The sequence below is a fragment of the Neobacillus sp. DZ-9 genome (assembly GCF_059587065.1).
In genome coordinates this window covers 18,895-45,183 of sequence record NZ_JCAIOL010000017.1, presented here as the reverse complement: position 1 = coordinate 45,183, position 26,289 = coordinate 18,895, and the positions used below count along the sequence as shown (strand labels likewise).

Genomic DNA, 26,289 nt, shown 5'->3' with positions numbered 1-26,289 from the left:
TACAGCTGGTGTAAACAACCGTATGCAAGGTCGTTCTAAATATGGTACTAAGAGACCAAAAGCAGCAAAAAAATAATTTGACACTAAATAGAAGCTTCTTTGAAAGGAGGAAAAACAATGCCACGTAAAGGTCCTGTAGCAAAGAGAGACGTGTTACCAGATCCGCTTTACAATTCAAAATTAGTTACTCGTCTAATCAACAAAATGATGATCGACGGTAAAAGAGGTAAATCTCAAGAAATTCTTTACTCTGCATTCAATACTATTCGTGAACGTTCTGGCAAAGAGCCAATGGAAGTATTCGAAGCAGCAATGAAAAACATCATGCCAGTTCTAGAAGTAAGAGCACGCCGTGTTGGTGGTGCTAACTACCAAGTTCCAGTTGAGGTGCGTCCTGACCGCCGTACAACTCTTGGTCTTCGCTGGTTAGTTAACTATTCACGACTTCGCGGTGAAAAAACGATGGAAGAGCGTTTAGCTAACGAAATCATGGATGCAGCTAACAACTCTGGTGCATCAGTTAAGAAGCGTGAAGATACACACAAAATGGCAGAAGCAAACAAAGCGTTTGCTCACTATCGTTGGTAATTTAACCTTCAATATAAAAACTTTCATACTAGGAAGGAGAAAGACCCAATGGCAAGAGAGTTCTCCTTGAACAACACTCGTAATATCGGTATCATGGCACACATTGATGCTGGTAAAACGACGACCACTGAGCGTGTCCTTTATTACACTGGTAAGATTCATAAAATCGGTGAAACACATGAAGGTGCATCTCAGATGGACTGGATGGAGCAAGAACAAGAACGCGGAATCACAATCACTTCCGCTGCAACAACTGCACAATGGAAAGGCCACCGTGTTAACATCATCGACACCCCAGGACACGTAGACTTCACAGTTGAAGTTGAACGTTCCCTACGTGTACTTGATGGTGCGGTAGCTGTCCTAGATGCACAATCAGGCGTTGAGCCGCAAACTGAAACAGTTTGGCGCCAAGCAACAACTTACGGTGTACCACGTGTTGTATTCGTAAACAAGATGGACAAAATCGGAGCTGATTTCCTATATTCTGTAGGAACAATTCATGATCGTCTTCAAGCGAATGCACATGCGATTCAGTTACCAATCGGTGCTGAAGATCAGTTTGAAGCAATCATTGACCTAGTGGAAATGAACGCTGTATTCTACGGAAACGACTTAGGTACTGACATTCAAGTACGTGAGATTCCTGAAGAATACCTTGCTCAAGCTGAAGAATACCGTGAGAAGCTAGTAGAAGCAGTTGCTGAACTAGATGAAGAGTTAATGGAAAAGTACCTTGGTGGTGAAGAAATCACTAAAGAAGAACTTAAAGCAGGGATTCGTAAAGGTACAGTTAACGTTGAATTCTACCCAGTAATCTGTGGTTCTGCATTCAAAAACAAAGGTGTTCAGCTAATGTTGGATGCGGTTATCGACTATCTTCCATCTCCACTTGATGTACCTGCAATCAAAGGTCATGCTGTGGATGATGAAGAAGAAGTCCTTGAGCGTCATTCAAGCGATGAAGAGCCATTCTCTGCTCTTGCATTTAAAGTTATGACTGACCCTTATGTTGGTAAATTAACGTTCTTCCGCGTATACTCTGGTACTTTAGAATCTGGATCATATGTTCAGAACTCAACTAAAGGCAAGCGTGAGCGTATTGGACGTATCCTGCAAATGCACGCAAACAGCCGTCAAGAAATCTCTAAGGTTTATGCCGGTGACATTGCAGCTGCAGTAGGTTTGAAAGATACAACAACTGGTGATACTCTTTGTGACGACAAAAACCCTGTTATCCTAGAGTCTATGCAATTCCCTGAACCAGTTATTCAACTTTCTGTTGAGCCAAAGTCAAAAGGTGACCAAGATAAGATGACAACTGCACTACAGAAGCTACAAGAAGAAGATCCGACTTTCCGTGCACATACTGACCAGGAAACTGGACAGGTTATCATCGCTGGTATGGGTGAGCTTCACCTAGATATCCTCGTTGACCGTATGCGCCGTGAATTTAAGGTCGAAGCTAACGTAGGTGCGCCTCAGGTTGCATACCGCGAAACTTTCCGTGCTTCTGCACAAGTTGAAGGTAAATTCGCTCGTCAATCTGGTGGTCGTGGACAATACGGTCACGTTTGGATCGAATTCTCACCTAATGAAGAAGGAAAAGGATTCGAATTTGAAAACGGTATTGTCGGTGGTGTTGTTCCTCGTGAATACATCGCTCCAGTTCAAGCAGGACTTGAAGATGCATTAAATCGTGGTGTTCTTGCTGGATATCCATTAGTTGATATTAAAGCAAGACTATTCGACGGATCTTACCATGATGTTGACTCCTCTGAAATGGCGTTTAAGATTGCCGCTTCAATGGCTCTTAAAAATGCTGCTTCTAAGTGTCAGCCTGTAATCCTTGAGCCTATGATGAGAGTTGAAGTTGTTATCCCTGAAGAATACCTTGGTGATATCATGGGTCAAATCACTGCTCGTCGTGGACGTGTAGAAGGTATGGAAGCTCGTGGTAATGCACAAGTTGTTCGTTCAATGGTTCCACTTTCAGAAATGTTTGGTTATGCAACAGCTCTTCGTTCAAGTACACAAGGTCGTGGCGTATTCTCTATGCACTTCGATCACTACGAAGAAGTACCAAAGTCAGTTTCTGAAGAAATCATCAAAAAAAATAAAGGTGAATAATTGATTTCTACCTTTATCTCAAGTATAAATACTATTGTAAGCTATGGTTTCTATGAAGATAGATTCGTTCTATCTTCATAAACCCATATATATACTTAACTATTTCTTTTAAATTAAAGGAGGATTTCCTAATGGGTAAAGCTAAATTCGACCGTTCAAAGCCACACGTAAATATTGGAACAATTGGTCACGTTGACCACGGTAAAACTACTTTAACTGCTGCTATCACTTCTGTTCTTGCTAAGTCTGGTAAAGCAGAAGCTCGCGCATACGATCAAATCGACGGTGCTCCTGAAGAAAGAGAACGTGGTATCACAATCTCTACTGCTCACGTTGAGTATGAAACAGATCTTCGTCACTATGCACACGTAGACTGCCCAGGACACGCTGACTATGTTAAAAACATGATCACTGGTGCTGCACAAATGGACGGCGGTATCCTAGTTGTTTCTGCAACTGACGGCCCAATGCCACAAACTCGTGAGCACATCCTTCTTTCTCGTCAGGTAGGCGTACCTTACCTTGTTGTATTCATGAACAAGTGTGATATGGTTGACGACGAAGAACTTCTTGAATTAGTAGAAATGGAAATTCGTGACCTTCTTTCTGAATACGATTTCCCTGGCGATGACACTCCAGTTATCAAAGGTTCTGCACTAAAAGCACTAGAAGGCGACGCTGCTTGGGAAGAAAAAATCTTTGAACTTATGACTGCTGTTGACGAGTTCATCCCAACTCCAGCTCGTGACACTGACAAGCCTTTCATGATGCCAGTTGAGGATGTTTTCTCAATCACTGGTCGTGGAACAGTTGCTACAGGACGTGTTGAGCGTGGTGTAGTTAAAGTTGGTGACGTAGTTGAAATCGTAGGTTTCACTGAAGAGCCAAAATCTACTACTGTAACAGGTGTAGAAATGTTCCGTAAGCTTCTTGACTTTGCTGAAGCTGGTGACAACATTGGTGCCCTTCTTCGTGGTGTTGCTCGTGAAGAAATCGAGCGTGGACAAGTTTTGGCTAAGCCAAAATCAATCACTCCACACACAAAGTTCAAAGCACAAGTTTACGTTTTAACAAAAGAAGAAGGTGGACGTCATACTCCATTCTTCACAAACTACCGTCCACAATTCTATTTCCGTACTTCTGATATTACTGGTATTTGTAACCTTCCAGAAGGTACTGAAATGGTTATGCCTGGCGACCACATCGAAATGACTGTTGAGCTAATCGCTCCAGTTGCGATCGAAGAAGGAACTAAGTTCTCTATTCGTGAAGGTGGCCGTACAGTAGGTTCAGGTTCAATCACTGAAATCACTGAGTAATCAATATATGTCAAAGCAGATGGATGACGATCCATCTGCTTTTTTTATTTGTCTATAAACAAGAACGTCAATAGCTGCCCTTTTTTCTTGTCTTACTCACTATTAATAATAATAATGGGATAAATAGTCCAAAAGGGAGAGAAAAAGAGGTCCACCATTCAGCTTCTTTATTAGATTCAACTATATTCTTATTTATAATGAGAGAGAGAACAAGCGTAATTAATCCTAATGGAAACGTTAAATATTTATATTCCTTTAGATCTAGAATTTGACCCATACATATAAGGGAGGCATAAAAATAAAGTGTGATTTTAATATATATGGTAATGAACCAAATGAAGGCCATGACGGCCTCTATGCGTTGCCAAAAGCCGCCAATATTGATTTTTAGTGCCAGAGCATAGGTTACGAATTGCATATTCTCAGAAAAATAAGTACCGACGCACAAAATACTAAGCAAAGTAACGATTGTTAAAACACTTCCACCAAATATTGTTCCAAGCAAAAAGGATTTTTTCGCTTTTATCGATTGGTTTACTGCGGGGAAGACCATTAAGAACAGCACTAATTGCAAATAAGGAGTCCCAAGGGATTTCACAGCAGCACTAATAATGGGTTTCATCCCATTATCTAATAGGGGCTGAAGCTGCTGAAATTGAATCATAGGGGAAACCGATATAATAAAGATAAGAAAAAGTAAAAAAATAAAAGGAAAGAAAATTTCTATCGCTCGAGAAAAGGTTTCTAGTCCGTATCGGACGCCCATAATTATTATGACGATAAAAAGAATATGAAGTGGTAAAATTGGCGTATCCGGGAGAATTTGAATGATTACAAAGTCACCGATTTGTCTTATGAATACAGCAAGGCTAAGAAAAAAATAAATGAAATACAACAGGGATACGAATTTTCCAAGCCATTTTCCTAATATTTTTTCGCTATATTCAGCTAGGTTCATCGTCGGAAATCTACTTCCAAGTAAATTGAACAGCGACACCAGTAATAGCTCAAGCCCGACGGCAATAATATTAGCAAGCCAAGCATCCTGTTTCGCACTATGTACAAGAGCTGAGGGGACATACAGAACACTTCCGCCGACAATAAAACATGCAATCATTATTGTAAATTGATGGGGTGAAATTTTACCATTCTCAAGCATGCTTGTTCCTCACTTTTTCCAGAAAACCATATTTTATATGAATGGGAAGATCTATTTATTTTTCATTTCATGAAGTGGAGAATTATTGATTGTACCCGTTTGACGAATATTCATTTCCACTTTAACGGAAACCGGCATCTCTGAATACAATTGCTCCCATTCCTTTTTATGTTTTTTCCAATAATCAGGTTCAGAGCGATAAAGTGCTTCACCGAAACCGAAAATATCAGTTCGAAAGTCTTTTTGAGTATGCTGTATCGTCGATTTAATAATTTTTGTAAGTGCCTTTTCTGATTCCTTTTCTAAATAAGGAATCGATTTTGGATCTGTTAAATCCAAGCTTTGACAATCAACTTCGGCGACATTTCCTTGTATTTTAATGTTAATAGAACCGTGCGGACGTCCCTTAATAATTGCGGCATTTAATTTTGATTTTGTTTTGGCCACCTCAAGGACCACTTTTCCGCCTACCGGACATTTTACAAAGCCTACACTGCTTTTCACCTTGCCCAAGGCATAATGAACGGCTTTACTTTCTTGTTCATTCATCCAGCCTATCAGTTTATCATGTTTAAAGACTGCCAGCCCTTTATATTGCAGTGAGGTTTTCGGACTTGTCCGTTCTACATTCTTATTACTTTCTCCTGCTTGTACAGGTCCCTTAAGTTCTATACCAGTTAAAATAGGATTATTTCCTTCACTCACCATGTTAGAAACAAGTTTATCTAATGTTACACCTTCGGTAGGGGACCATGCTTTCGCTGATACCTCGAGCGAAGCAAATAAACTATTAGCTGGTATTTTTTCTAAGGGGGTTAATACTTTTAAAACATCAGCTGCCTTTGAATTCTTGGATACTGTTATATAAAAATCATCCCGTACCTCTGAATTCCTAATTAGTGCGTCAATCATTTCGCCAATACCTTCTTTTGCTAAATCTTCACCGAAGACCAGAATTCGTAAATGGGCGAAATAAAGCTTTCTTGGAGCAACAGTGGTTATTTTTCTAACTGCTTCAAATAATGTTTCTCCCTTACTTTGATAAACAATTACAGGTGCTTTTCCACTGCCTCCTTTCTTAGAGGCAATTTCACTTGGATTTACCACTTGGGCCGTAATAATATATTGCTCTTTTTCTTTATCAATCCCCAGTCCTAATAAAATGGAAAGCTCATTTAATTCTCTTTTGTTCCAGCAGCCAGTAAGGAGGATAAAAGAGCTGAAAAATATGATCATTAGGATTTTTCGTTTCATTTCAAGCCTCCAATCCGATGCCTTTATTCACAAGCCCATTGATATTTGAAATAGTAAAGTTGGTTAGTCCTTAATTTTATTGAGAGGGGAGTTTTTAATTTTTCCTATGTTATGTATTTTTACCTTTACTTCTATTTCTACCGGCATTTTTTCAAAGATTTGCATCCAATCTTTCTTAATCAAATGCCAATAATCAGGGTTGGAACGATGCGCGGCTTCACCAAAACCAAATGGGTCTATTTTATATTTCCTTTGTGCTGCATTTATAGACTTGTAAATGCTATGTTCAATATTTTTCTTTGTTTTTGTCTCTAAATAACTTATGGTTTCTAGTTTGGTTAAATCGAGTGTCTTACACTGGACATTTGCAACATTACCTTCTGTGGTAATTCTTATGATTCCTTTTGGCATATGACCTGATATCACTGTTTTTAATTCTGATTTGGTATGAAGCGTTTCAATGGCGGTTTTACCTTTTTGGGGGCATGGTATGGTTACAACTGTATTTGTAACATTCCCTAAAGCATAGTTGAGACCTTTGCTTTCTTCTTCTGATAGCCAGCCAATAAATTTATCCTTTCTAAATACTCCAATTGAATCAAATTTCAGGTATGCATTAGGCTTAGTTTGCTGTGTGTTTTCCAACTTTTCCCCATTTTCAACTCTTCCAATTAACTTAATTCCAGTTAATTTGGCACTAATGCCCTCACTAATAATATCGTAAATCAATTGGTCCATCGTAATTTGCATGGTTGTTGCCCATACTTTCTCCGAAGAAAGAAGTGATTCAAATACTTGTTGAACGGGTATTCTTTCCATTGTAGTTACAATTTTTAAGATATCGCCTGCTTTTTTATTTTTAGCTACTACAATATAAAAGTCTGCTCGCATTTCTGGATCTCTTGATAAAAAATCCAACGTTTTTGCAATTCCTTTCTTGGCAAATTCCTCTCCAATAACGAGAAGTCGCAGATGGGAAAAATATAATTTTCGTGGTGAGACCGTGGTGATTCTTCTGATTGCCTCAAACAAGGTGTTTCCTTTTTCTTGATAAACCACCACGGGTGATTTTCCACCCCCGCCTCCTGATTCGGCTATTTCTGCAGGATTTACGACTTGTACAGTCACAATAAATTTTCCGTCCTGAATATCAATCCCCATTCCAACTACAATGGCCAATTCGTTTAATTCTTTTCGGTTCCAACATGAAGTCAGAAGGGAAAGAGAGCATATTGAAATGATGATTAAAAGGAATTTTCGGTTCATGCCATTCTCCTTTTAGAATTAAAACTAGTTATATACTCCCCAAAATATGGCTTTTTAAGCAATGAAAAGCAGCAATTAAAGTTGAAATTCGTGAAGGTTTGACAAAAATCCGCAGAAGGTAAGAATGGGACTGTAGAGAATTGGATATTTTATCTAGTAATTATGAGAAGAGAATAGGAAATTTTGTGATGAAATTTGAATAGAGGGAGCATTTGTAGATGCTAGGTGTTGCAGGAACAATTGTGGCAGCAATAATAATGATTGCTTTTGAAATTCCTTACTTGAGGAAAAAGAAGTTGACGAAAGAATTATGGGTATTTTCTTTCTTAATGCTGATTGCTGTAGGATTAGGCATTGCCAAAAGTTTAAATTGGTATATTCCGAATCCGCTTGATGGAATAAGGACAGTTTTGCAGCCATTTAGTGATTTTATATACGGATTGCTGAAATAGGTATGGTGAAGATTATGGTCAAAACGGTTAAAATTAGTGCACGGCAATTCGCAATATTAGTCATTCTATTTTCTGTAGGTACTACGATATTAGTGATTCCTGGAATTCTTGCCCATGAGGTAAAGCAAGATGCGTGGATGGCCGCATTAATCGGTACAGTCATTGGTTTATTGATGGTGGCTTTACACATCGCAATAGGGAGAAAGTTCCCGACGATGAATCTAGTTGAAATCATTGAAATACTTCTAGGCAAATGGATAGGGAAGGCCGTTTCTCTAACCTTTGTTTTCTATTCATTTATTGGTGCAACAGAGTTATTGTATTATGTTGGGTCATTCTTGACCACTCAGCTTATCAAGGAAACACCTCCTGCTGCAATCCATATTATATTCGCGGGTATCTTAGTGATGGGAATTCGTCTTGGTCTGGAAACAGTAGCTCGTTCAGCAGAATTGTTATTTCCTTTATTTATTTTTTTCTTTATATTAATAATGGTCTCTGTATTAGTAACTCCTGAATTATGGAAGATTGATAACCTGCAGCCTATATTGAAAACAGGAATAAAACCGATGATACGGGCTGTTTTTCTTTTTTCCAGTGTTTTCGCCTTGCCATTGATTGTTTTTTTAATGATTTTTCCTATCTCAGTGGCTCAGCCTAAGGAAGCAGAGAAAAAATTTTTTAGTGCCATCGTTATAGGCGGTGTATGTTTATTCATCCTAATCACATTAACTATTTTAGTTATAGGTCCAGAAACTAGTTCCAGACAGTTGTATCCCAGCTATACTTTAGCCAGGAGGTTAAAAGTAGGGGATTTTTTGCAGCGAATCGAAGCTATATTAGCCATCATGTGGGAAATAACGATCTTTTTTAAGATGACGATTTATTTTTACGCCTCCATAACAGGCATTGTACATACCTTGAACATAAAAGATTATCGGCCTCTTGTAATACCTTTAGGGATGATTATGGTTACCCTTTCTTTGGTTTCACATCCTAATGTTATCCATTCTGCTAAATTTGACTATGATATTTGGCCAGTTTACTCTTTAACATATGGGCTTGTTCTTCCTTTACTCCTATTAGTTGTCTATGCCATCAGAAAAATATTTAATCTTGATAAAAAACTGTTTGTAAAAAAATGAGTAGAAGCTGCCTTTATGGGTAAAGGCAGCTTCTACTCATTTTATTATCATTAATCTAATTCGTTTTGGGAACTTATTTTGGATCCGGTTTTGGGGCAGGGGTGTCTTCACGTGTTATATTCGTCTGACTAATTAAACGAGGTCGTGAAAACAAGGCCCACCTTGGTAAACGGAAAACGGCATCCTTTTGATCATCTTTAATAAAAGGGCCGAATGGAGCCATATAAGGTATACCAAATGAACGTAAACTGCACATATGAAGAATTAACGCAATCAATCCTACAATGATGCCGAATAAACCAAATGATGCCGCTATCCCCATGAAAGGAAAGCGTAACATCCTGATTGAAATTGCTAATTCATAATTACTAACAATAAAGCTTGAGATGGCGGTAATGGCGACTACGATTACCATTGCTGCTGACACAAATCCGGCTTCGACAGCTGCTGAACCAATGACCAGTGTCCCAACGATGGATACCGCCTGGCTAATCGCTTTTGGCATTCTTAGCCCTGCTTCACGTAATATTTCAAAGCTGACTTCCATCGCAAGGGCTTCAATAAATGCTGGAAAAGGAACACCTTCCCGCTGGGCAGCAAGAGTAATAAGTAATTGCGTGGGCAGCATTTCTTGATGGAAGGTTGTAATCGCAATATAAAACGAGGGTGCTAACAATGCAATTAAAAAACCGATATATCGCAGAAAACGAAGAAGCGTTGTAATATCTGCCCGGTTATAATAATCCTCTGGTGACTGTAAAAATTGTGCGAATATAACAGGAACTGTAATGACAAAGGGTGTACCATCAACTAGGATCGCAATGCGGCCCTCTAATAAATCGGCAGCAATGGCATCAGGCCGTTCTGAATGATACATGGTGGGAAAAGGGGACCATTTTGCATCCTGAATTAATTCTTCGATATAACCGCTTTCTAAAATACTGTCAATCTTTATTCGATCGAGTCTTGTTCGTACTTCTTCTACAATCTTATCATTTGCAATACCCTTAATATACATAATCGAGACGTTTGTTTTAGATACTTTTCCAATTTTTCTGGACTCGATCCATAGGTTATGGTCTCTAATTTTTCTTCTTAGTAAAGAAGTGTTGACTCGTATATTTTCTGTAAATCCCTCCCGGGGCCCCCTGATAGTCGTTTCTGTTGTAGGCTCCTCAACTGACCGCTCTTTTCCGCCTTTCATCTCAACTGCGAAACCTTGGCAATATCCTTCAAACAAAAGAATTACTTTCCCATTTAGAAGAGAATCGAGCAGATTCGTAAAATCATTTATATCCTGAATGTCTCCGACCGTTAAAACCATTTCTTTTAAATAGTGTAAAAGGTTTAATCCAGTGACAGATTCTGATTCTAGATCGGTTGTTCGCCAATCAATCATTAACGATTCCATGATGAAGTTTTGGGTGGATTGACTATCTATCAAACCGTCGGTAAAAATGATACAAGCTCTAATCCTGCCTTCCTTACCTATTCTGATTTCCCTCATAATAATGTCGTCGCTGTTTCCGAACAACTCTTTAATTTTTTTGAGGTTATCAGTTAAACTCGATTCTAAAGGTTCCCTTTTTTCTTCGGGTTGTTTGGTTTGACTGGTTTGAATCGTTTGTTCACCAGCTCTTTTTTGTAATTCTTCCCACTTGAATTTAATTGATTTTTTATTTTTCATTTTGAAAAAATTCAAAGTTTTTCCCTCGTATTCCTGCTATTTTTAAGGTTATTATTTCCACTTAAAACAGGCGTATTCTATAAATACGTGGACTTTAAATTTATGTTTATATTGATGAAATAAAGTGGAGGTTTAATTTACCATTAAAAAGCTAAAAATATTAAATGAAAATTTTCGTTTTAACGGGAAGGAATTTAAATAAATGGAAAATGCGAAAATTGATTCAAAGCAATTGTTTTCTCTTATGTTTCTTTTTCAATTAGGAACCGGAATTGTGACAAGAATGGGGATGCAGGCGAAACAAGATGCTTGGATATCAATCACGCTTGGCATGCTTGGCGCACTCATTCTTTTTTTCTTTGTCTACGTCCAAATATTCAAGCGGTATCCAACCCTTCCTTTTACCGGAATATTAATTAAAGTATTTAGCAAATATATCGGACTTCCATTAAGCATAGTATATATTTGCTATTTTTCCTTTGTTGCCGCAGTCAATGCGCGGCATTTAGGGGATACAATGGGAACCTATATTTTACCGGAAACGCCAGTCCCCGTTATTATTTTTATCGGCCTGTTATTGGTTTCTTATGCTTGTTATTTAGGGATTGAAGTGGTGGGGAGGACGGCGGAGATCCTAGTTGACGCAATGGTCGTTTTTGGGATAATTGGTAATTTAACAGTTGTTGCTTCCGGAATTATCAAAATTAAAAACGTACAGCCTGTTTTAGAATTTGGCTGGCTGCCGGTTTTAAAACAGGCTGTACCTCTAACGCTGTTTTTCCCTTTTGGGGAAATTTTTCTTTTTCTCATGTTTTTCCCTTACTTAAATAAGTCCGAATTGGTTAAAAGAACAGGCATACTGTCCATTTTGTTAAGTGGGTTAGGACTTTCATGGACCTTTTTATTGATTATTAGTGTAATTGGTATTGGCGCCCAGGCTGTTGAAATCCCATTGCTTCTAACAGTTGAAAAGATCAACGTTGGCCATATTATTCAAAGGATGGACTCCATTGTTGTTGGGACATTTGCGGTAGGATTTTTTATAAAAATAATTCTCTATGTCTATGCAGTATTGATTGGGTTAACGGACATTTTCAAATTTAAAAGGTATCAGCCTTTGATTATCCCCGTAATTACTCTCATTTTTATTTACTCATTGATTGGGTCGAAAAATAAGATTGCCTATCAAGAGTTTTTTTATTATAAAATGCCTTATTTGGTCGGGTTCCCGTTATTAGTGGGAATACCGTTCATTGTTCTAATAATGATTTTGGTTCGAACCTATTTTGGTAAATCACGAGCAAATATACCAAAGTAGCACAAAAGTTAGATAAAAAGGATAGATAATGATTGCTTTAGGGAAGATCGACGTTTACCGGGTGAACCAAAACGATCTAATTACACTAGATCAAGTAACGAGTGATGTAACAAAAATACTTTAAAAGTAGGGTGAGATTTCATGGATATTCTTCATTCTTCTCAAAATCTATCAAAAAATTGGATCATGAAGCAGTCCTGGAGAAATTTATTATTTGCTCATTGGCCTATTCCTGTGGATGCCGTGCGACCATATATTCCAAAACCGTTACAGCTAGATACATTTGACCGATATGCCTGGATTGGTATCGTGGTTTTTGTTATGGATGGTATATTTCTCCGGGGATTACCCCGTAGTCCTTTATTTGCGAAATTCCCAGAAATTAATGTTCGGACTTATGTCCATTATCAAGGAAAACCTGGAGTCTTTTTTTTATCGCTGGATGCACCGCATTGGGTAACCTATACAATTGCAAGAAAGTGGTATCGCCTGCCGTACTTTTATTCACAATTTAATACGCGGGAAGATCAATATGGATTTTATTACAATAGTTTAAGAATGGATAGAAAAAGCTCTTTTCCAGCCAAATTTGATGGAATCTATAGTGGTTCTTCAGAGGTTTATTATCCGAATAAAGGAGAAATTGATCACTGGTTAACAGAAAGATATTGCCTTTATAGTGTTGATCCAAAGGGAGAGATATATATCGGGGAGATTGACCATTACCCATGGCCCTTACAACGTGCTGAAGCAGATATCTATAAAAACACCCTGGTTAATCCATTTAAGATAAATCTGCCAACAATGATGCCGCTTCTTCATTATTCACATGGAGTTGATGCTTTTATCTCAAACATAAGGAGAGTAAGGGATTGAGTTTTATGTTGAAATCAGTTTCTTCTATTATATAAATACGAAATGAATTGATTAAATATTTGGAGTTATAAATTAGGAGAATATTGGAGATTTGATTTAGGGATTGAAATTGAAAATGACAGCCGCTATAATTAAAAAAGTGTTCAGCACAGAAAGCATAAAAAAAATCGTAAAAAGTGTTGCGTTTGCTTTATGTTTTATGTATAATAGACAATGTTGGTCTTTGACTGCGATGAGGTGGAAGGTTGCTGACACACCCGGCCGCTTTGCCATGGCGAGTGTGTGGGAAATTTTCACTGAGAACTGTCTATTTCGAAAATAGGCGAATAAAGGAGGGAAAATAATGGCAAAACAAAAAATTCGTATCCGCTTAAAAGCATATGATCACAGAATCCTTGATCAATCTGCAGAAAAAATCGTTGAAACAGCAAAACGTTCAGGTGCGGCAGTTTCAGGTCCGATTCCGCTTCCGACTGAAAAGTCTGTTTACACAATTCTACGTGCGGTTCATAAGTACAAAGATTCTCGTGAGCAGTTCGAAATGCGGACACATAAGCGTCTAATCGACATCGTTAACCCAACTCCACAAACAGTTGATGCGTTAATGCGTTTAGATTTACCATCTGGTGTAGATATCGAAATCAAACTTTAATCAAAATAAATGAACAAATTTACAGGAGGTGTGACTTAAATGACCAAAGGAATCTTAGGAAGAAAGATTGGTATGACTCAAGTATTCGCTAGTAACGGCAACTTAATCCCTGTAACTGTAGTTGAGGCAGCTGCTAACGTAGTTCTTCAAAAGAAATCAGTTGAAACTGACGGATATACTGCAGTTCAAGTTGGTTTTGAAGACAAGCGTGAGAAGTTAGCTAACAAACCAGAAAAAGGCCATGTTGCGAAAGCAAATACTGCTCCTAAGCGCTTCGTTCGCGAATTCCGCGGAGACGACTTAGCAGCACTTGAAGTTGGTCAAGAAGTCAAAGTTGATATTTTCGCTGCAGGCGATATTGTAGATGTAACAGGAATCTCAAAGGGTAAAGGATTCCAAGGCTCAATCAAGCGCCACGGACAATCACGCGGCCCAATGGCTCACGGTTCACGTTACCACCGTCGCCCTGGTTCAATGGGACCTGTTGCTCCAAACCGTGTATTCAAAGGTAAATTATTACCTGGACGCATGGGCGGAGAACAAGTTACTGTACAAAACCTTGAAATCGTTAAAGTTGACGTTGAGCGCAACCTATTATTGATCAAAGGTAATGTTCCGGGAGCTAGAAAAGCATTATTAAAAATTAAAGGTGCGGTAAAAGCATAGTCACTTTATAAGAAAGGAGGAACAAAGGAATGCCAAAAGTAGCATTATTAAACCAAAACGGATCACAAGTTGGTGATATCGAGCTTAATGAATCAGTTTTTGGTATTGAGCCTAACCAGCACGTATTATTCGAAGCGATTGTTATGCAACGCGCTTCATTGCGTCAAGGAACTCATAAAACTAAAATTCGTTCTGAAGTTGCAGGCGGTGGCCGCAAGCCATGGCGCCAAAAAGGAACTGGCCGTGCTCGTCAAGGGTCAATCCGTTCTCCACAATGGCGCGGAGGTGGTACTGTATTTGGTCCAACACCACGCAGCTACAGCTATAAATTACCTAAGAAGGTTCGTCGCTTAGCGATCAAATCTGCATTATCTTCTAAAGTATTAGAAGAAAATATCTTAGTATTAGAAAGCCTAGCATTCGAAGCTCCAAAAACAAAAGATTTCAAAGCTGTTTTAAACGGTCTTTCTGTTGAGAAAAAAGCACTTATTGTTACAGCTAACCTAGATGAAAATGTAGCGCTTTCTGCTCGCAACATTCCTGGTGTAACAGTAGTAACAGCTGATGGAATCAACGTATTAGATGTTGTAAACCATGATCAATTAATCATGACTAAAGCAGCGGTTGAAAAAGTAGAGGAGGTGCTTGCATAATGGATGCACGCGATATCATTAAGCGCCCCGTTATCACTGAGCGTTCTACTGACCTAATGGCTGAAAAGAAATATACGTTCGAAGTTGATGTGAGAGCTAACAAAACACAAGTTAAAGATGCTATTGTAGAAATCTTTGGCGTTGATGTTGAGAAAGTTAACATCATGAACTATAAAGGTAAATTCAAGCGTATGGGTAAATTCGGCGGTTACACAAACAAGCGTCGTAAAGCAATTGTAAAATTAACAGCTGACAGCAAAGAAATCGAATTCTTTGAAAGCTAAAATCTAACAAGAAGAGGAGGGAATAAAATGGCGATTAAAAAGTACAAACCTACCTCCAATGGTCGTCGCGGAATGACTAGCTCTGATTTCGCTGAAATCACAACTAGCACTCCAGAAAAATCTCTATTAGCTCCATTAACGAGAAAAGGCGGCCGTAATAACCAAGGTAAGTTAACTGTTCGTCATCAAGGTGGCGGCCATAAGCGTCAATATCGTTTAATCGACTTTAAACGTAACAAAGATGGCATTCCAGGACGCGTTGCCACAATCGAGTATGATCCAAACCGTTCTGCAAATATAGCATTAATCAATTATGTTGATGGAGAAAAGCGTTATATCTTAGCTCCTAAAAACCTTCAAGTTGGCATGGAAGTAATGTCTGGCCCAGAGGCTGATATTAAAGTGGGTAACGCTCTTCCACTAGCTAACATCCCTGTTGGTACAGTTGTACACAACATTGAATTAAAGCCTGGTAAAGGCGGACAATTAGTTCGTTCTGCTGGAACTAGCGCACAAGTACTTGGTAAAGAAGGCAAGTATGTTCTAGTACGTTTAACTTCTGGTGAAGTTCGTATGATTCTTGCTGAGTGCCGTGCATCAATCGGCCAAGTAGGTAACGAACAACACGAACTTATTAAGATTGGTAAAGCAGGTCGTTCTCGCTGGTTAGGCAAGCGCCCAACAGTACGTGGATCTGTAATGAACCCTAACGATCACCCACACGGTGGTGGTGAAGGACGTTCACCTATCGGACGTAAGTCACCAATGACTCCATGGGGTAAACCAACTCTTGGATACAAAACTCGTAAGAAGAAAAACAAATCAGATAAATTTATCGTACGTCGTCGCAAAAAATAACGTGTCTCTACTACGGTTCAAAGATAGAACCGTAGAACAGTCACGAAGGGAGGTACCTTCATGGGTCGCAGCTTAAAAAAAGGACCATTCGTTGATGATCATTTAATGGTTAAGGTCGAAAAGTTAAATGAAACTGAGAGCAAACAAGTTGTTAAGACTTGGTCTCGCCGTTCTACGATCTTCCCACAATTTATCGGCCACACAATCGCAGTTTATGATGGTCGCAAACATGTTCCTGTATATGTTACTGAAGACATGGTAGGTCACAAGCTTGGAGAATTCGCTCCAACACGTGCTTACAAAGGGCATGGCAATGATGACAAGAAAACAAGACGTTAAGAGAGGAGGGCATCCAAATGCAAGCTAAAGCTGTTGCAAGAACAGTTCGTATTGCTCCTCGTAAAGCACGGTTAGTCGTTGATTTAATCCGAGGAAAGCAAGTTGGTGAAGCTGTGGCGATTTTAAATCTCACTCCTAAGGCTGCTTCTCCAATCGTTGAAAAAGTTTTAAAATCTGCTATGGCAAACGCTGAGCACAACTATGAAATGGACGTAAACAATCTAGTTGTTGCGCAAGCATTTGTTGACGAAGGACCAACATTAAAACGTTTCCGTCCTCGCGCAATGGGCCGTGCAAGCCAAATTAACAAACGCACAAGCAATATTACAATCGTTTTAACAGAAAAGAAGGAGGGATAAGCTGTGGGTCAAAAAGTAAATCCAGTCGGTTTGCGTATCGGAATCATCCGTGATTGGGAATCTAAGTGGTACGCAGGTAAAGACTTCGCTGATCTTTTACACGAAGACCTTAAAGTTCGTGAGTATATCACGAAGCGTTTAAAAGATGCTTCTGTTTCTAAAGTAGAAATCGAACGTGCTGCTAACCGTGTTAACGTAACAGTTCATACAGCTAAGCCTGGTATGGTTATCGGTAAAGGCGGTACTGAAGTTGAAGCACTTCGTAAAGCATTAAATCAACTTACTGGCAAACGTGTTCACATCAATATCCTTGAAATCAAGAGAGCTGATCTGGATGCGAAATTAGTTGCTGAAAATATTGCTCGTCAATTAGAAAATCGTGTATCTTTCCGTCGTGCACAAAAGCAAGTTATTCAACGTGCAATGCGCGCTGGTGCGAAAGGTATTAAAACAATGGTATCTGGTCGTCTTGGTGGCGCTGATATCGCTCGTTCTGAACATTACAGCGAAGGAACTGTTCCACTTCATACACTTCGCGCTGATATCGACTATGCTACTGCTGAAGCAGATACTACTTACGGTAAGCTAGGCGTAAAAGTATGGATCTATAAGGGAGAAGTCCTTCCTACTAAGAAGAAAAATGCGGAAGGAGGCAAATAATCATGTTATTGCCAAAACGCGTAAAATATCGCCGTCAACACCGTGGTAATATGCGTGGTAACGCAAAAGGCGGCACTGAAGTAACTTTCGGTGAATTCGGTCTACAAGCTACAGAAGCTTCATGGATCACAAACCGTCAAATCGAAGCTGCCCGTATTGCTATGACACGTTACATGAAACGTGGCGGTAAAGTTTGGATTAAAATCTTCCCACATAAGCCTTACACTGCAAAGCCTCTAGAAGTGCGGATGGGTTCCGGTAAAGGTTCTCCTGAAGGATGGGTAGCTGTTGTAAAGCCTGGAAAAATCATGTTCGAAATTGCGGGTGTTTCTGAAGAAATCGCACGTGAAGCACTTCGTCTTGCAATGCACAAGCTTCCAGTTAAATGTAAGTTTGTAAAACGAGAAGAAATTGGTGGTGAATCAAGTGAAAGCTAATGAACTTCGTGACCTTACCACTGCTGAAATTGAACAAAAAGTAAAATCTCTTAAAGAAGAGCTTTTCAACCTACGCTTTCAATTGGCGACAGGACAACTAGAAAACACTGCTCGCATTCGTGAAGTACGCAAAGCGATTGCTCGTATGAAAACTGTTGTTCGTGAAAGAGAAATCAGCGTAAACAAGTAATCATTGAGAGGAGGTTCACGAAATGAGTGAACGTAACCAACGCAAAGTTTACACAGGACGCGTTGTTTCTGACAAGATGGACAAAACTGTTACAGTTCTTGTTGAAACTTACAAAAAGCATCCTTTATACGGTAAACGCGTTAAGTACTCTAAAAAGTATAAAGCTCATGATGAGCAAAACCAGGCAAAAATCGGTGATGTTGTTCGCATTATGGAAACTCGCCCACTTTCAGCTACTAAACGCTTCCGTTTAGTCGAAGTTGTAGAAAAAGCCGTTATTATTTAATTGTTCGGATAAGCTTCAATCCGAAGGGAGGTTACACACATGATTCAACAAGAATCACGTTTAAAAGTTGCTGACAACTCTGGTGCTCGTGAAGTGCTTACGATTAAAGTTCTTGGTGGCTCTGGTCGTAAAACTGCAGGTATTGGTGATGTGATCGTTTGTACAGTAAAACAAGCAACACCTGGTGGCGTTGTTAAAAAAGGTGACGTTGTTAAGGCTGTTATCGTTCGTACAAAGAGTGGCGCTCGCCGTCCTGATGGTTCTTACATTCGTTTCGATGAAAACGCATGTGTAATCATTAAAGATGATAAGAGCCCACGTGGAACACGTATCTTCGGACCAGTTGCCCGCGAACTTCGCGATAACAACTTTATGAAAATCGTTTCTCTTGCTCCAGAAGTATTATAATTTTAAAATCAATTGCCTTTAAGGAGGTGCGATAAGATGCATGTAAAAAAAGGTGATAAAGTCAGAGTTATTTCTGGCAAGGATAAAGGCAAAACAGGTGTAATCCTAGCTGCGTATCCTAAAGACAGCCGTGTTCTAGTAGAAGGCGTAAACATCGTGAAAAAGCACTCAAAGCCTTCTCAAGTGAATCCACAAGGCGGAATTATCAGCTTTGAGGCTCCAATTCATGTATCAAACGTTATGCCTATCGATCCTAAATCAGGTAACCCAACTCGTGTAGGTTACAAAACGGTTGATGGCAAAAAAGTACGCGTAGCAAAATCCGGTGAAGTATTAGATAAATAGTTTAAATTAAGAAGGGAGGTACACACATGAACCGCCTAAAAGAAAAGTTTGTTAAAGAAATTACTCCTGCTCTAATGAGCAAGTTTAACTATAATTCAGTTATGCAAGTTCCTAAGATTGAAAAGATCGTTGTAAACATGGGTGTTGGTGATGCAGTTGCAAACGCAAAAGCTCTTGATAACGCTGTTGAAGAATTAGCAACGATCACTGGTCAAAAGCCACTTATCACTCGTGCGAAAAAATCTATCGCTGGCTTCCGTCTTCGTGAAGGTATGCCAATCGGTGCAAAGGTTACTCTTCGTGGTGAGCGCATGTATGAATTCATGGATAAATTAGTTTCTGTTTCTTTACCTCGTGTACGTGACTTCCGTGGTGTTTCTAAGAAATCTTTCGATGGTCGCGGTAACTATACATTGGGTGTTAAAGAACAATTAATCTTCCCTGAAATTGATTACGATAAAGTAAGCAAAGTTCGTGGTATGGATATCGTTATCGTAACGACTGCTAACACTGATGAAGAATCTCGTGAACTTTTAACTCAATTTGGAATGCCATTCCAAAAGTAATCGCTAAATAAGGGAGGCGAAAACGTGGCTAAAAAGTCAATGATTGCGAAACAAAAACGCACGCCTAAATATGCTGTACAAGAGTACACTCGCTGCGAACGTTGCGGCCGTCCGCACTCTGTATACCGTAAATTTAAGCTTTGCCGTATTTGTTTCCGTGAATTAGCATACAAAGGACAAATTCCTGGTGTTAAAAAAGCTAGCTGGTAAAACCCAGAGTTGTGGAAGGAGGTAAAAATAATGGTCATGACAGATCCAATTGCAGATTTGCTTACTCGCATTCGTAATGCGAACATGGTACGTCACGAAAAGTTAGAAGTGCCTGCTTCTAATATGAAAAAAGAAATCGCTGAAATTTTAAAGCGTGAAGGTTTCGTACGTGACGTTGAGTTTATCGACGACAACAAACAAGGTATCATCCGTATCTTCTTAAAGTACGGTACAAATAATGAGCGTGTTATTACTGGTCTTAAGCGCATAAGCAAGCCTGGTCTTCGTGTTTATGCAAAATCTAATGAGGTGCCACGTGTTCTTAATGGTCTTGGTATCGCACTAGTATCTACATCACAAGGTGTTATTACAGATAAAGAAGCTCGTGCAAAACAAATCGGTGGAGAAGTTTTAGCATACGTTTGGTAATCGAGTTTTTGAATGAATGGAGGTGCACTAAATGTCTCGCGTAGGAAAAAAACCTATCGAAATTCCAGCAGGAGTTACGGTTACTTTAAATAACAACACAGTTACAGTAAAAGGGCCTAAAGGCGAACTTACTCGTACTTTTAATCCTGAGATTACGATCACTGTTGAAGAGAACATCGTTACAGTGGCTCGTCCATCTGATGTAAAAGAAATTCGCGCATTACATGGTACTACTCGTGCCGTGATTGCAAACATGGTTGAAGGTGTTTCTAAAGGCTTTGAAAGAGGCTTAGAATTAATCGGGGTTGGTTACCGTGCTCAAAAGCAAGGTACTAAGCTTGTATTAAACGTTGGTTACTCTCATCCAGTTGAAATCGAACCTGAAACAGGTCTTGAAATTGAAGTACCTTCTAATACAAAAGTTATTGTTAAAGGTACTGACAAAGAACGTGTTGGTGCATTAGCAGCCAATATTCGCGGAGTTCGTCCTCCAGAGCCATATAAAGGCAAAGGAATTCGTTATGAAGGCGAATTTGTTCGTCGCAAAGAAGGTAAAACAGGTAAGTAATGCCGCATAGGTAAACGAAAGGAGTGACGTAAATGATTACGAAGCTTGATAAAAACGCTACTCGCAAGAAAAGACATGCTCGTGTTCGTGCGAAACTTAGCGGAACTTCAACTCGTCCACGTCTAAATGTGTTCCGTTCAAACAAACACATTTATGCTCAAATTATCGATGACATGAATGGAGTTACTTTAGCAAGTGCTTCTACAATAGAAAAAGACTTCGGTCTTGAATCTACAAGCAACCATGAAGCTGCGCAAAAAGTCGGAGAATTAGTTGCTAAACGTGCGGTTGAAAAAGGTGTCTCTGCAGTTGTATTTGACCGTGGAGGATACCTATACCATGGACGTATTCAAGCATTAGCTGATGCTGCCCGTGAAAACGGCCTACAATTTTAATAGACAAAGGAGGGACACTTAAAGATGCGTCGTATTGATCCAAACAAACTTGAACTAGAAGAACGCGTAGTTACGGTTAACCGTGTTGCGAAGGTTGTTAAAGGTGGACGTCGTTTCCGTTTCTCTGCACTTGTCGTAGTGGGAGACAAAAACGGTCATGTCGGCTTCGGTACTGGTAAAGCCCAAGAGGTACCTGATGCAATTCGTAAAGCTATCGAAGATGCAAAGAAAAACTTAGTGGAAGTACCAATGGTTGGAACTACTGTTCCTCACCAAGTAATTGGACGTTTTGGTGCTGGTGAAATTCTTCTGAAACCTGCTTCTGAAGGTACAGGAGTTATCGCTGGTGGTCCAGTTCGTGCGGTTCTTGAATTAGCTGGGGTTGCAGATATCCTTTCTAAATCATTAGGCACAAACACTCCAATTAACATGGTACGTGCTACAGTTGATGGTTTAAAACAATTAAAACGTGCTGAAGACGTAGCAAAATTACGTGGTAAATCAGTAGAAGAACTGTTAGGATAAGGGGGGAAATCAAATGGCGAAACTTTTAATTACCCTCAACAAGAGCGTTATAGGTCGCCCTGAGGACCAACGTGCAACAGTTACAGCGCTAGGTTTACGTAAATTAAATCAAACAGTTGAGCACCAAGATAACGCTGCGATTCGCGGTATGATTAACAAAGTTGCTCACCTTGTAACAGTTAAAGAACAATAATCGATTGTTTTCTTTTCATAAGGAGGTGCCAATATGAAACTTCATGAATTAAAACCTGCCGAAGGTTCTCGTAAAGAGCGTAAACGTTTAGGACGTGGTATCGGTTCTGGCCAAGGAAAGACTGCAGGTAAAGGTCATAAAGGTCAAAACGCTCGTTCTGGCGGCGGTGTACGTGTTGGTTTTGAGGGTGGTCAAACACCTTTATTCCGTCGTTTGCCAAAACGCGGTTTCACTAACATCAGCCGTAAAGAATACGCAGTTGTGAATCTTGATGCATTAAATCGCTTTGAAGAAGGTACAGAAGTTACTCCAGAACTTCTTATCGAAACAGGCGTTGTAAGTAACGAAAAAGCAGGAATCAAAATTCTTGCTAAAGGGAACGTAGAGAAAAAGCTGACTGTTAAAGCTCACAAATTCTCCTCTGCTGCTAAAGAAGCTATCGAAGCTGCTGGTGGAACTACTGAGGTGATCTAATGTTCCAGACAATCTCCAATTTTATGCGCGTGGGTGAGATAAGAAAGAAAATTATTTTCACCCTTTTAATGTTAGTCGTTTTTCGACTAGGTACATTTATTCCTGTACCGAATGTAAATGCTGAAGTACTTGCTAATCAAGATAAGCTAAGTGTATTCGGTATTTTAAATACCTTTGGCGGTGGAGCATTGAAGCAATTCTCCATCTTTGCAATGGGTATCATGCCTTATATTACTGCTTCGATTATCATTCAGCTTTTACAGATGGATGTTGTTCCGAAATTTACGGAATGGTCCAAGCAAGGGGAAGCTGGGCGTCGCAAGATTGCTCAATTCACTCGCTATTTTACTGTTGTGCTTGGATTTATCCAAGCATTAGGTATGTCATATGGCTTTAATAACTTAGCCAGTGGCCAACTAATCGAAAACCCTGGAATCGGAACTTATCTATTGATTGCTACGGTTTTAACTGCTGGTACATCATTCTTGATGTGGTTAGGTGAGCAAATAACCTCGAAGGGTGTCGGAAATGGTATTTCGATCATCATCTTCGCCGGTATTGTTGCTGCCATTCCTAACACGGTTAATCAAATTTATGTTCAACAGTTTGAAAATGCAGGAGAAGCTTTGTTCCTACGTATTGTTACAGTTGCATTAATTGTTCTTGCTGTTATTGCCATTGTTGTTGGAGTTATTTTCATCCAGCAGGCAACACGTAAAATTCCAATTCAATATGCGAAACGCGTTGTAGAAGGACGTAATCCGGTGGGTGGCCAATCCACTCATATGCCGTTAAAGGTTAATGCAGCCGGAGTTATCCCTGTTATCTTTGCCGTTTCATTCATTGTAACGCCAAGAACAGTTGCATCATTCTTTCCAACGAATGATGTCACATTATGGATTACAAAAGTCTTTGACTATTCTCATCCAATTGGGATGACACTTTATGCAGCATTAATTATCGCGTTTACTTATTTCTATGCCTTTATCCAAGTTAACCCTGAACAAGCAGCGGAAAACTTACAAAAGCAAAGCGGCTATATTCCGGGAATTCGTCCTGGTAAGAGTACGCAAGAATACTTAACACGCGTCTTATATCGTTTAACTTTTGTTGGTGCGATCTTCTTAGCTCTTATTGCGGTTCTTCCTGTTTTATTTATTAAATTAGCGAACTTGCCGCAATCAGCGCAAATTGGCGGAACAAGCTTGCTCATCGTTGTCGGTGTCGCACTTGAAACGATGAAACAACTTGAAGCTCAACTTGTTAAACGTCACTATAAAGGTTTTATTAAGTAAAAGGTTTTGGGGACCTATGGGCCCCTGAAACCCAATATAGCACGAGGGGGGAACACGTGTGAATTTAGTATTAATGGGGCTTCCGGGTGCCGGAAAGGGTACTCAGGCTGAAAGAATCGTAGAGCAATACGGCATCCCTCATATCTCAACTGGAGATATGTTCCGTGCAGCGATGAAAGAAGGAACAGAACTAGGATTACAAGCTAAATCCTTCATGGACAAAGGAGAACTTGTTCCTGATGAAGTAACAATCGGCATTGTTCGTGAACGATTAAGCAAAGATGACTGTCAAAAAGGCTTTTTGCTGGATGGCTTTCCTAGAACAGTACCTCAAGCAGAAGCGTTGGAAAACTTACTAGTTGATTTAAATAAAAAAATTGACTATGTAATTAATATTAACGTTGATATGAGTATTTTAATGGAGCGTTTGACTGGACGCCGGATTTGTAAAGACTGCGGCGCTACTTATCATCTAGTTTTTAATCCTCCTGCCATCGAAGGCAAATGCGACAAGTGTGGCGGCGAGCTTTATCAAAGAGCTGATGATAATGCGGAAACAGTTCAAAACCGTTTAGACGTCAATATCAAACAGCAAGAACCATTATTAACTTTTTATGAAACAAAAGGCTATCTCCGCACGATTGATGGTCAACAGGATATCCGCATAGTTTTTGCTGACATCGAGCAATTACTTGAGGACTTACGTTAATGATCATTAGCAACACCAAACGGGCGACTCTCGAACATCTCTTCAAAAGAAAACAAAAGTATGTGGGAGAAAATGGCTTTTCTATTGTACTTAGTATGTAGGACCGAGAGTTGGGCAAGACTTACATGAGGACTGAGAAATTCCTAAAAATGTAGAATTTACTTGCGGACAGATGCTGTACAATATGTTAAAATTTTAAGGTTGCTATGTTGTACCTATATGAAAATTGATTTTACATTTTCGAATACTATTTTTGAATAGAGAAGGGAGACGAGTTGATGGCCAAGGATGATGTAATTGAAATTGAAGGTAAAGTCATTGAAACTTTGCCAAATGCGATGTTTAAGGTAGAATTAGAAAATGGTCATACTGTGCTAGCTCATGTTTCTGGTAAGATTCGCATGCACTTCATCAGGATTCTTCCTGGAGACAAGGTTACTGTTGAGCTTTCTCCATATGACTTGACACGCGGAAGAATTACTTACCGCTTCAAATAATTCGCTTGCACTCCGTACTACTAAGGAGGTTAGGATAATGAAAGTAAGACCATCTGTAAAACCGATCTGCGAAAAGTGCAAAGTTATCCGTAGACGCGGAAAAGTTATGGTTATCTGTGAAAACCCTAAACATAAACAAAAACAAGGTTAATCATTGAAGGAGGTGCGCTCATTATGGCACGTATTGCTGGTGTAGATATTCCACGTGAAAAGCGTGTAGTTATCTCTTTAACTTACATTTATGGTATTGGTAAAAATACTGCACAAAAGGTATTGGCAGATGCTGGTGTTTCTGAAAATACTCGTGTACGTGATTTAACAGAAGACGAATTAAACAAAATCCGTGACATCATCGACAAATTAAAAGTTGAAGGTGATCTTCGCCGTGAAATTTCTCTTAACATTAAGCGTTTAATGGAAATCGGCTGCTACCGCGGATTACGTCATCGTCGTGGTTTACCGGTTCGTGGACAAAATACGAAAAACAACGCTCGTACACGCAAAGGTCCTCGTAAGACTGTTGCGAACAAGAAGAAGTAATCGGCAAAGGAGGTTATTTAAATGGCACGTAAAACTAATACACGTAAGCGTCGTGTTAAAAAGAATATTGAATCAGGTATTGCTCATATCCGTTCAACTTTCAACAACACGATCGTAACAATCACTGATGTTCATGGTAATGCAATTTCTTGGTCAAGTGCTGGTGCGCTTGGATTTAAAGGTTCTCGTAAATCTACTCCATTCGCAGCACAAATGGCAGCTGAAACTGCAGCTAAAACTTCCATTGAACATGGTATGAAAACCTTAGAAGTTACTGTTAAAGGACCTGGTGCAGGCCGTGAAGCTGCTATCCGTGCTCTTCAAGCTGCTGGTCTTGAAGTAACTGCTATTAAAGACGTTACACCAGTTCCTCATAATGGATGCCGTCCACCAAAACGTCGTCGCGTTTAATTTTTCTGTATAGATTTTGTATCATATGTCTATAATGGGATATGATATTAAATTTTGGCAACATACAGAAGATTTATTCCAGTTGTTGTGCACAAAACGGGAACGTAAACATGGGGGAATTTCGGTTAGCTTACTACCTAATCGAG

General features: G+C 39.4%; 38 protein-coding genes and 1 pseudogene. 35 read left to right on the top strand and 4 right to left on the bottom strand.

What is annotated here, in order from left to right; all coding sequences use genetic code 11:
* The 4 genes and pseudogenes from AC59HZ_RS28900 to tuf all read left to right on the top strand — a co-directional run.
* A pseudogene (locus AC59HZ_RS28900) lies at positions 1–76 on the top strand (30S ribosomal protein S12); the annotation flags it as partial.
* Between the two features lie 41 nt (positions 77–117).
* The gene (gene rpsG / locus AC59HZ_RS28895) at positions 118–588 is read left to right on the top strand and encodes a 30S ribosomal protein S7 (RefSeq protein WP_289989297.1); all 471 of its coding nucleotides are present in this window, start codon (positions 118–120) and stop codon (positions 586–588) included.
* Between the two features lie 48 nt (positions 589–636).
* Positions 637–2,718 carry an elongation factor G gene (gene fusA, locus AC59HZ_RS28890; protein WP_496549190.1) on the top strand — a complete coding sequence of 694 codons (2,082 nt, stop codon included), beginning with the start codon at positions 637–639 and terminating at the stop codon, positions 2,716–2,718.
* 131 nt (positions 2,719–2,849) lie between these two features.
* A complete protein-coding gene (tuf, locus tag AC59HZ_RS28885) occupies positions 2,850–4,037 on the top strand; it encodes an elongation factor Tu (protein ID WP_430067722.1) in 1,188 nt (395 codons plus the stop codon).
* A gap of 67 nt (positions 4,038–4,104) precedes the next feature.
* On the opposite strand, the gene AC59HZ_RS28880 is transcribed toward tuf, so the two are convergent.
* The 3 genes from AC59HZ_RS28880 to AC59HZ_RS28870 all read right to left on the bottom strand — a co-directional run bounded on the left by AC59HZ_RS28880 (position 4,105) and on the right by AC59HZ_RS28870 (position 7,716).
* Positions 4,105–5,196, bottom strand: coding sequence for a GerAB/ArcD/ProY family transporter (locus tag AC59HZ_RS28880; RefSeq protein WP_496549189.1), 1,092 nt, complete (start codon positions 5,194–5,196; stop codon positions 4,105–4,107).
* Between the two features lie 51 nt (positions 5,197–5,247).
* Positions 5,248–6,450, bottom strand: a complete 1,203-nt coding sequence (locus AC59HZ_RS28875) for a Ger(x)C family spore germination protein (protein ID WP_496549188.1) — start codon at positions 6,448–6,450, stop codon at positions 5,248–5,250.
* A 63-nt stretch (positions 6,451–6,513) separates the two neighbouring features.
* Positions 6,514–7,716, bottom strand: a complete 1,203-nt coding sequence (locus AC59HZ_RS28870; protein WP_496549187.1) for a Ger(x)C family spore germination protein — start codon at positions 7,714–7,716, stop codon at positions 6,514–6,516.
* A 218-nt stretch (positions 7,717–7,934) separates the two neighbouring features.
* Here AC59HZ_RS28870 and AC59HZ_RS28865 point away from each other — a divergent pair, with 218 nt between their 5' ends.
* Positions 7,935–8,168, top strand: a complete 234-nt coding sequence (locus tag AC59HZ_RS28865) for a hypothetical protein (RefSeq protein ID WP_496549186.1) — start codon at positions 7,935–7,937, stop codon at positions 8,166–8,168.
* Positions 8,169–8,182: 14 nt separating this feature from the next.
* Positions 8,183–9,313 (top strand): GerAB/ArcD/ProY family transporter, encoded by a 1,131-nt coding sequence (locus AC59HZ_RS28860; RefSeq protein ID WP_496549185.1) that lies wholly within the window; start codon positions 8,183–8,185, stop codon positions 9,311–9,313.
* 73 nt (positions 9,314–9,386) lie between these two features.
* On the opposite strand, the gene AC59HZ_RS28855 is transcribed toward AC59HZ_RS28860, so the two are convergent.
* Positions 9,387–11,000 carry a spore germination protein gene (locus tag AC59HZ_RS28855; protein ID WP_496549184.1) on the bottom strand — a complete coding sequence of 538 codons (1,614 nt, stop codon included), beginning with the start codon at positions 10,998–11,000 and terminating at the stop codon, positions 9,387–9,389.
* Between the two features lie 202 nt (positions 11,001–11,202).
* Here AC59HZ_RS28855 and AC59HZ_RS28850 point away from each other — a divergent pair, with 202 nt between their 5' ends.
* The 29 genes from AC59HZ_RS28850 to rpsK all read left to right on the top strand — a co-directional run bounded on the left by AC59HZ_RS28850 (position 11,203) and on the right by rpsK (position 26,143).
* Positions 11,203–12,318: a GerAB/ArcD/ProY family transporter gene (locus AC59HZ_RS28850; RefSeq protein ID WP_496549183.1), complete on the top strand. Its 1,116-nt coding sequence runs from the start codon at positions 11,203–11,205 to the stop codon at positions 12,316–12,318.
* A gap of 141 nt (positions 12,319–12,459) precedes the next feature.
* Entirely contained in the window at positions 12,460–13,194 is a 735-nt protein-coding gene (locus AC59HZ_RS28845) for a YqjF family protein (protein ID WP_496549182.1), read from the top strand.
* Positions 13,195–13,537: 343 nt separating this feature from the next.
* A complete protein-coding gene (rpsJ, locus tag AC59HZ_RS28840; protein ID WP_007085291.1) occupies positions 13,538–13,846 on the top strand; it encodes a 30S ribosomal protein S10 in 309 nt (102 codons plus the stop codon).
* Positions 13,847–13,885: 39 nt separating this feature from the next.
* Positions 13,886–14,512, top strand: a complete 627-nt coding sequence (gene rplC / locus AC59HZ_RS28835) for a 50S ribosomal protein L3 (protein WP_496549181.1) — start codon at positions 13,886–13,888, stop codon at positions 14,510–14,512.
* A gap of 29 nt (positions 14,513–14,541) precedes the next feature.
* Positions 14,542–15,165 carry a 50S ribosomal protein L4 gene (rplD, locus tag AC59HZ_RS28830; RefSeq protein ID WP_430067701.1) on the top strand — a complete coding sequence of 208 codons (624 nt, stop codon included), beginning with the start codon at positions 14,542–14,544 and terminating at the stop codon, positions 15,163–15,165.
* Positions 15,165–15,449: a 50S ribosomal protein L23 gene (rplW, locus tag AC59HZ_RS28825; protein WP_430067699.1), complete on the top strand. Its 285-nt coding sequence runs from the start codon at positions 15,165–15,167 to the stop codon at positions 15,447–15,449. Before rplD ends, rplW begins: the two co-directional genes overlap by 1 nt.
* A gap of 27 nt (positions 15,450–15,476) precedes the next feature.
* Complete coding sequence (gene rplB, locus AC59HZ_RS28820) at positions 15,477–16,307, top strand: 50S ribosomal protein L2 (RefSeq protein WP_430067696.1); 831 nt, start codon at positions 15,477–15,479, stop codon at positions 16,305–16,307.
* 60 nt (positions 16,308–16,367) lie between these two features.
* Positions 16,368–16,646, top strand: coding sequence for a 30S ribosomal protein S19 (rpsS, locus tag AC59HZ_RS28815; RefSeq protein WP_040203241.1), 279 nt, complete (start codon positions 16,368–16,370; stop codon positions 16,644–16,646).
* 17 nt (positions 16,647–16,663) lie between these two features.
* Entirely contained in the window at positions 16,664–17,005 is a 342-nt protein-coding gene (gene rplV, locus AC59HZ_RS28810; protein WP_496549180.1) for a 50S ribosomal protein L22, read from the top strand.
* A gap of 3 nt (positions 17,006–17,008) precedes the next feature.
* Positions 17,009–17,665, top strand: coding sequence for a 30S ribosomal protein S3 (rpsC, locus tag AC59HZ_RS28805; protein ID WP_289989307.1), 657 nt, complete (start codon positions 17,009–17,011; stop codon positions 17,663–17,665).
* A gap of 2 nt (positions 17,666–17,667) precedes the next feature.
* Entirely contained in the window at positions 17,668–18,102 is a 435-nt protein-coding gene (gene rplP / locus AC59HZ_RS28800; RefSeq protein ID WP_496549179.1) for a 50S ribosomal protein L16, read from the top strand.
* Positions 18,092–18,292, top strand: coding sequence for a 50S ribosomal protein L29 (gene rpmC / locus AC59HZ_RS28795; RefSeq protein ID WP_007085282.1), 201 nt, complete (start codon positions 18,092–18,094; stop codon positions 18,290–18,292). Before rplP ends, rpmC begins: the two co-directional genes overlap by 11 nt.
* Before the next feature lie 22 nt (positions 18,293–18,314).
* The gene (rpsQ, locus tag AC59HZ_RS28790; protein WP_019157093.1) at positions 18,315–18,578 is read left to right on the top strand and encodes a 30S ribosomal protein S17; all 264 of its coding nucleotides are present in this window, start codon (positions 18,315–18,317) and stop codon (positions 18,576–18,578) included.
* A gap of 39 nt (positions 18,579–18,617) precedes the next feature.
* A complete protein-coding gene (rplN, locus tag AC59HZ_RS28785; RefSeq protein WP_034676100.1) occupies positions 18,618–18,986 on the top strand; it encodes a 50S ribosomal protein L14 in 369 nt (122 codons plus the stop codon).
* Between the two features lie 36 nt (positions 18,987–19,022).
* Positions 19,023–19,331, top strand: a complete 309-nt coding sequence (gene rplX / locus AC59HZ_RS28780) for a 50S ribosomal protein L24 (protein ID WP_223595853.1) — start codon at positions 19,023–19,025, stop codon at positions 19,329–19,331.
* A 26-nt stretch (positions 19,332–19,357) separates the two neighbouring features.
* Complete coding sequence (rplE, locus tag AC59HZ_RS28775) at positions 19,358–19,897, top strand: 50S ribosomal protein L5 (RefSeq protein ID WP_496549178.1); 540 nt, start codon at positions 19,358–19,360, stop codon at positions 19,895–19,897.
* A gap of 24 nt (positions 19,898–19,921) precedes the next feature.
* Positions 19,922–20,107, top strand: coding sequence for a type Z 30S ribosomal protein S14 (locus AC59HZ_RS28770; RefSeq protein WP_034676107.1), 186 nt, complete (start codon positions 19,922–19,924; stop codon positions 20,105–20,107).
* 30 nt (positions 20,108–20,137) lie between these two features.
* Entirely contained in the window at positions 20,138–20,536 is a 399-nt protein-coding gene (rpsH, locus tag AC59HZ_RS28765; RefSeq protein ID WP_430067683.1) for a 30S ribosomal protein S8, read from the top strand.
* A gap of 31 nt (positions 20,537–20,567) precedes the next feature.
* Positions 20,568–21,104, top strand: coding sequence for a 50S ribosomal protein L6 (rplF, locus tag AC59HZ_RS28760; protein ID WP_496549177.1), 537 nt, complete (start codon positions 20,568–20,570; stop codon positions 21,102–21,104).
* Positions 21,105–21,136: 32 nt separating this feature from the next.
* Positions 21,137–21,499 (top strand): 50S ribosomal protein L18, encoded by a 363-nt coding sequence (rplR, locus tag AC59HZ_RS28755; protein WP_496549176.1) that lies wholly within the window; start codon positions 21,137–21,139, stop codon positions 21,497–21,499.
* A 24-nt stretch (positions 21,500–21,523) separates the two neighbouring features.
* Positions 21,524–22,024, top strand: a complete 501-nt coding sequence (gene rpsE, locus AC59HZ_RS28750; RefSeq protein WP_223595843.1) for a 30S ribosomal protein S5 — start codon at positions 21,524–21,526, stop codon at positions 22,022–22,024.
* Between the two features lie 13 nt (positions 22,025–22,037).
* Positions 22,038–22,217, top strand: a complete 180-nt coding sequence (gene rpmD, locus AC59HZ_RS28745) for a 50S ribosomal protein L30 (protein WP_223595841.1) — start codon at positions 22,038–22,040, stop codon at positions 22,215–22,217.
* A gap of 33 nt (positions 22,218–22,250) precedes the next feature.
* Positions 22,251–22,691, top strand: coding sequence for a 50S ribosomal protein L15 (gene rplO / locus AC59HZ_RS28740; protein WP_496549175.1), 441 nt, complete (start codon positions 22,251–22,253; stop codon positions 22,689–22,691).
* Positions 22,691–23,986, top strand: coding sequence for a preprotein translocase subunit SecY (gene secY / locus AC59HZ_RS28735; RefSeq protein ID WP_430067670.1), 1,296 nt, complete (start codon positions 22,691–22,693; stop codon positions 23,984–23,986). The genes rplO and secY overlap by 1 nt, the downstream gene beginning before the upstream one ends.
* A 58-nt stretch (positions 23,987–24,044) precedes the next feature.
* Positions 24,045–24,695: an adenylate kinase gene (locus AC59HZ_RS28730; protein ID WP_496549174.1), complete on the top strand. Its 651-nt coding sequence runs from the start codon at positions 24,045–24,047 to the stop codon at positions 24,693–24,695.
* Between the two features lie 278 nt (positions 24,696–24,973).
* Positions 24,974–25,192, top strand: a complete 219-nt coding sequence (gene infA, locus AC59HZ_RS28725; protein WP_007085268.1) for a translation initiation factor IF-1 — start codon at positions 24,974–24,976, stop codon at positions 25,190–25,192.
* Positions 25,193–25,229: 37 nt separating this feature from the next.
* Complete coding sequence (gene rpmJ, locus AC59HZ_RS28720; protein WP_000868344.1) at positions 25,230–25,343, top strand: 50S ribosomal protein L36; 114 nt, start codon at positions 25,230–25,232, stop codon at positions 25,341–25,343.
* A gap of 23 nt (positions 25,344–25,366) precedes the next feature.
* Positions 25,367–25,732, top strand: a complete 366-nt coding sequence (rpsM, locus tag AC59HZ_RS28715) for a 30S ribosomal protein S13 (RefSeq protein ID WP_133371731.1) — start codon at positions 25,367–25,369, stop codon at positions 25,730–25,732.
* A gap of 21 nt (positions 25,733–25,753) precedes the next feature.
* A complete protein-coding gene (rpsK, locus tag AC59HZ_RS28710; RefSeq protein ID WP_026574109.1) occupies positions 25,754–26,143 on the top strand; it encodes a 30S ribosomal protein S11 in 390 nt (129 codons plus the stop codon).
* Positions 26,144–26,289 lie beyond the last annotated feature (146 nt).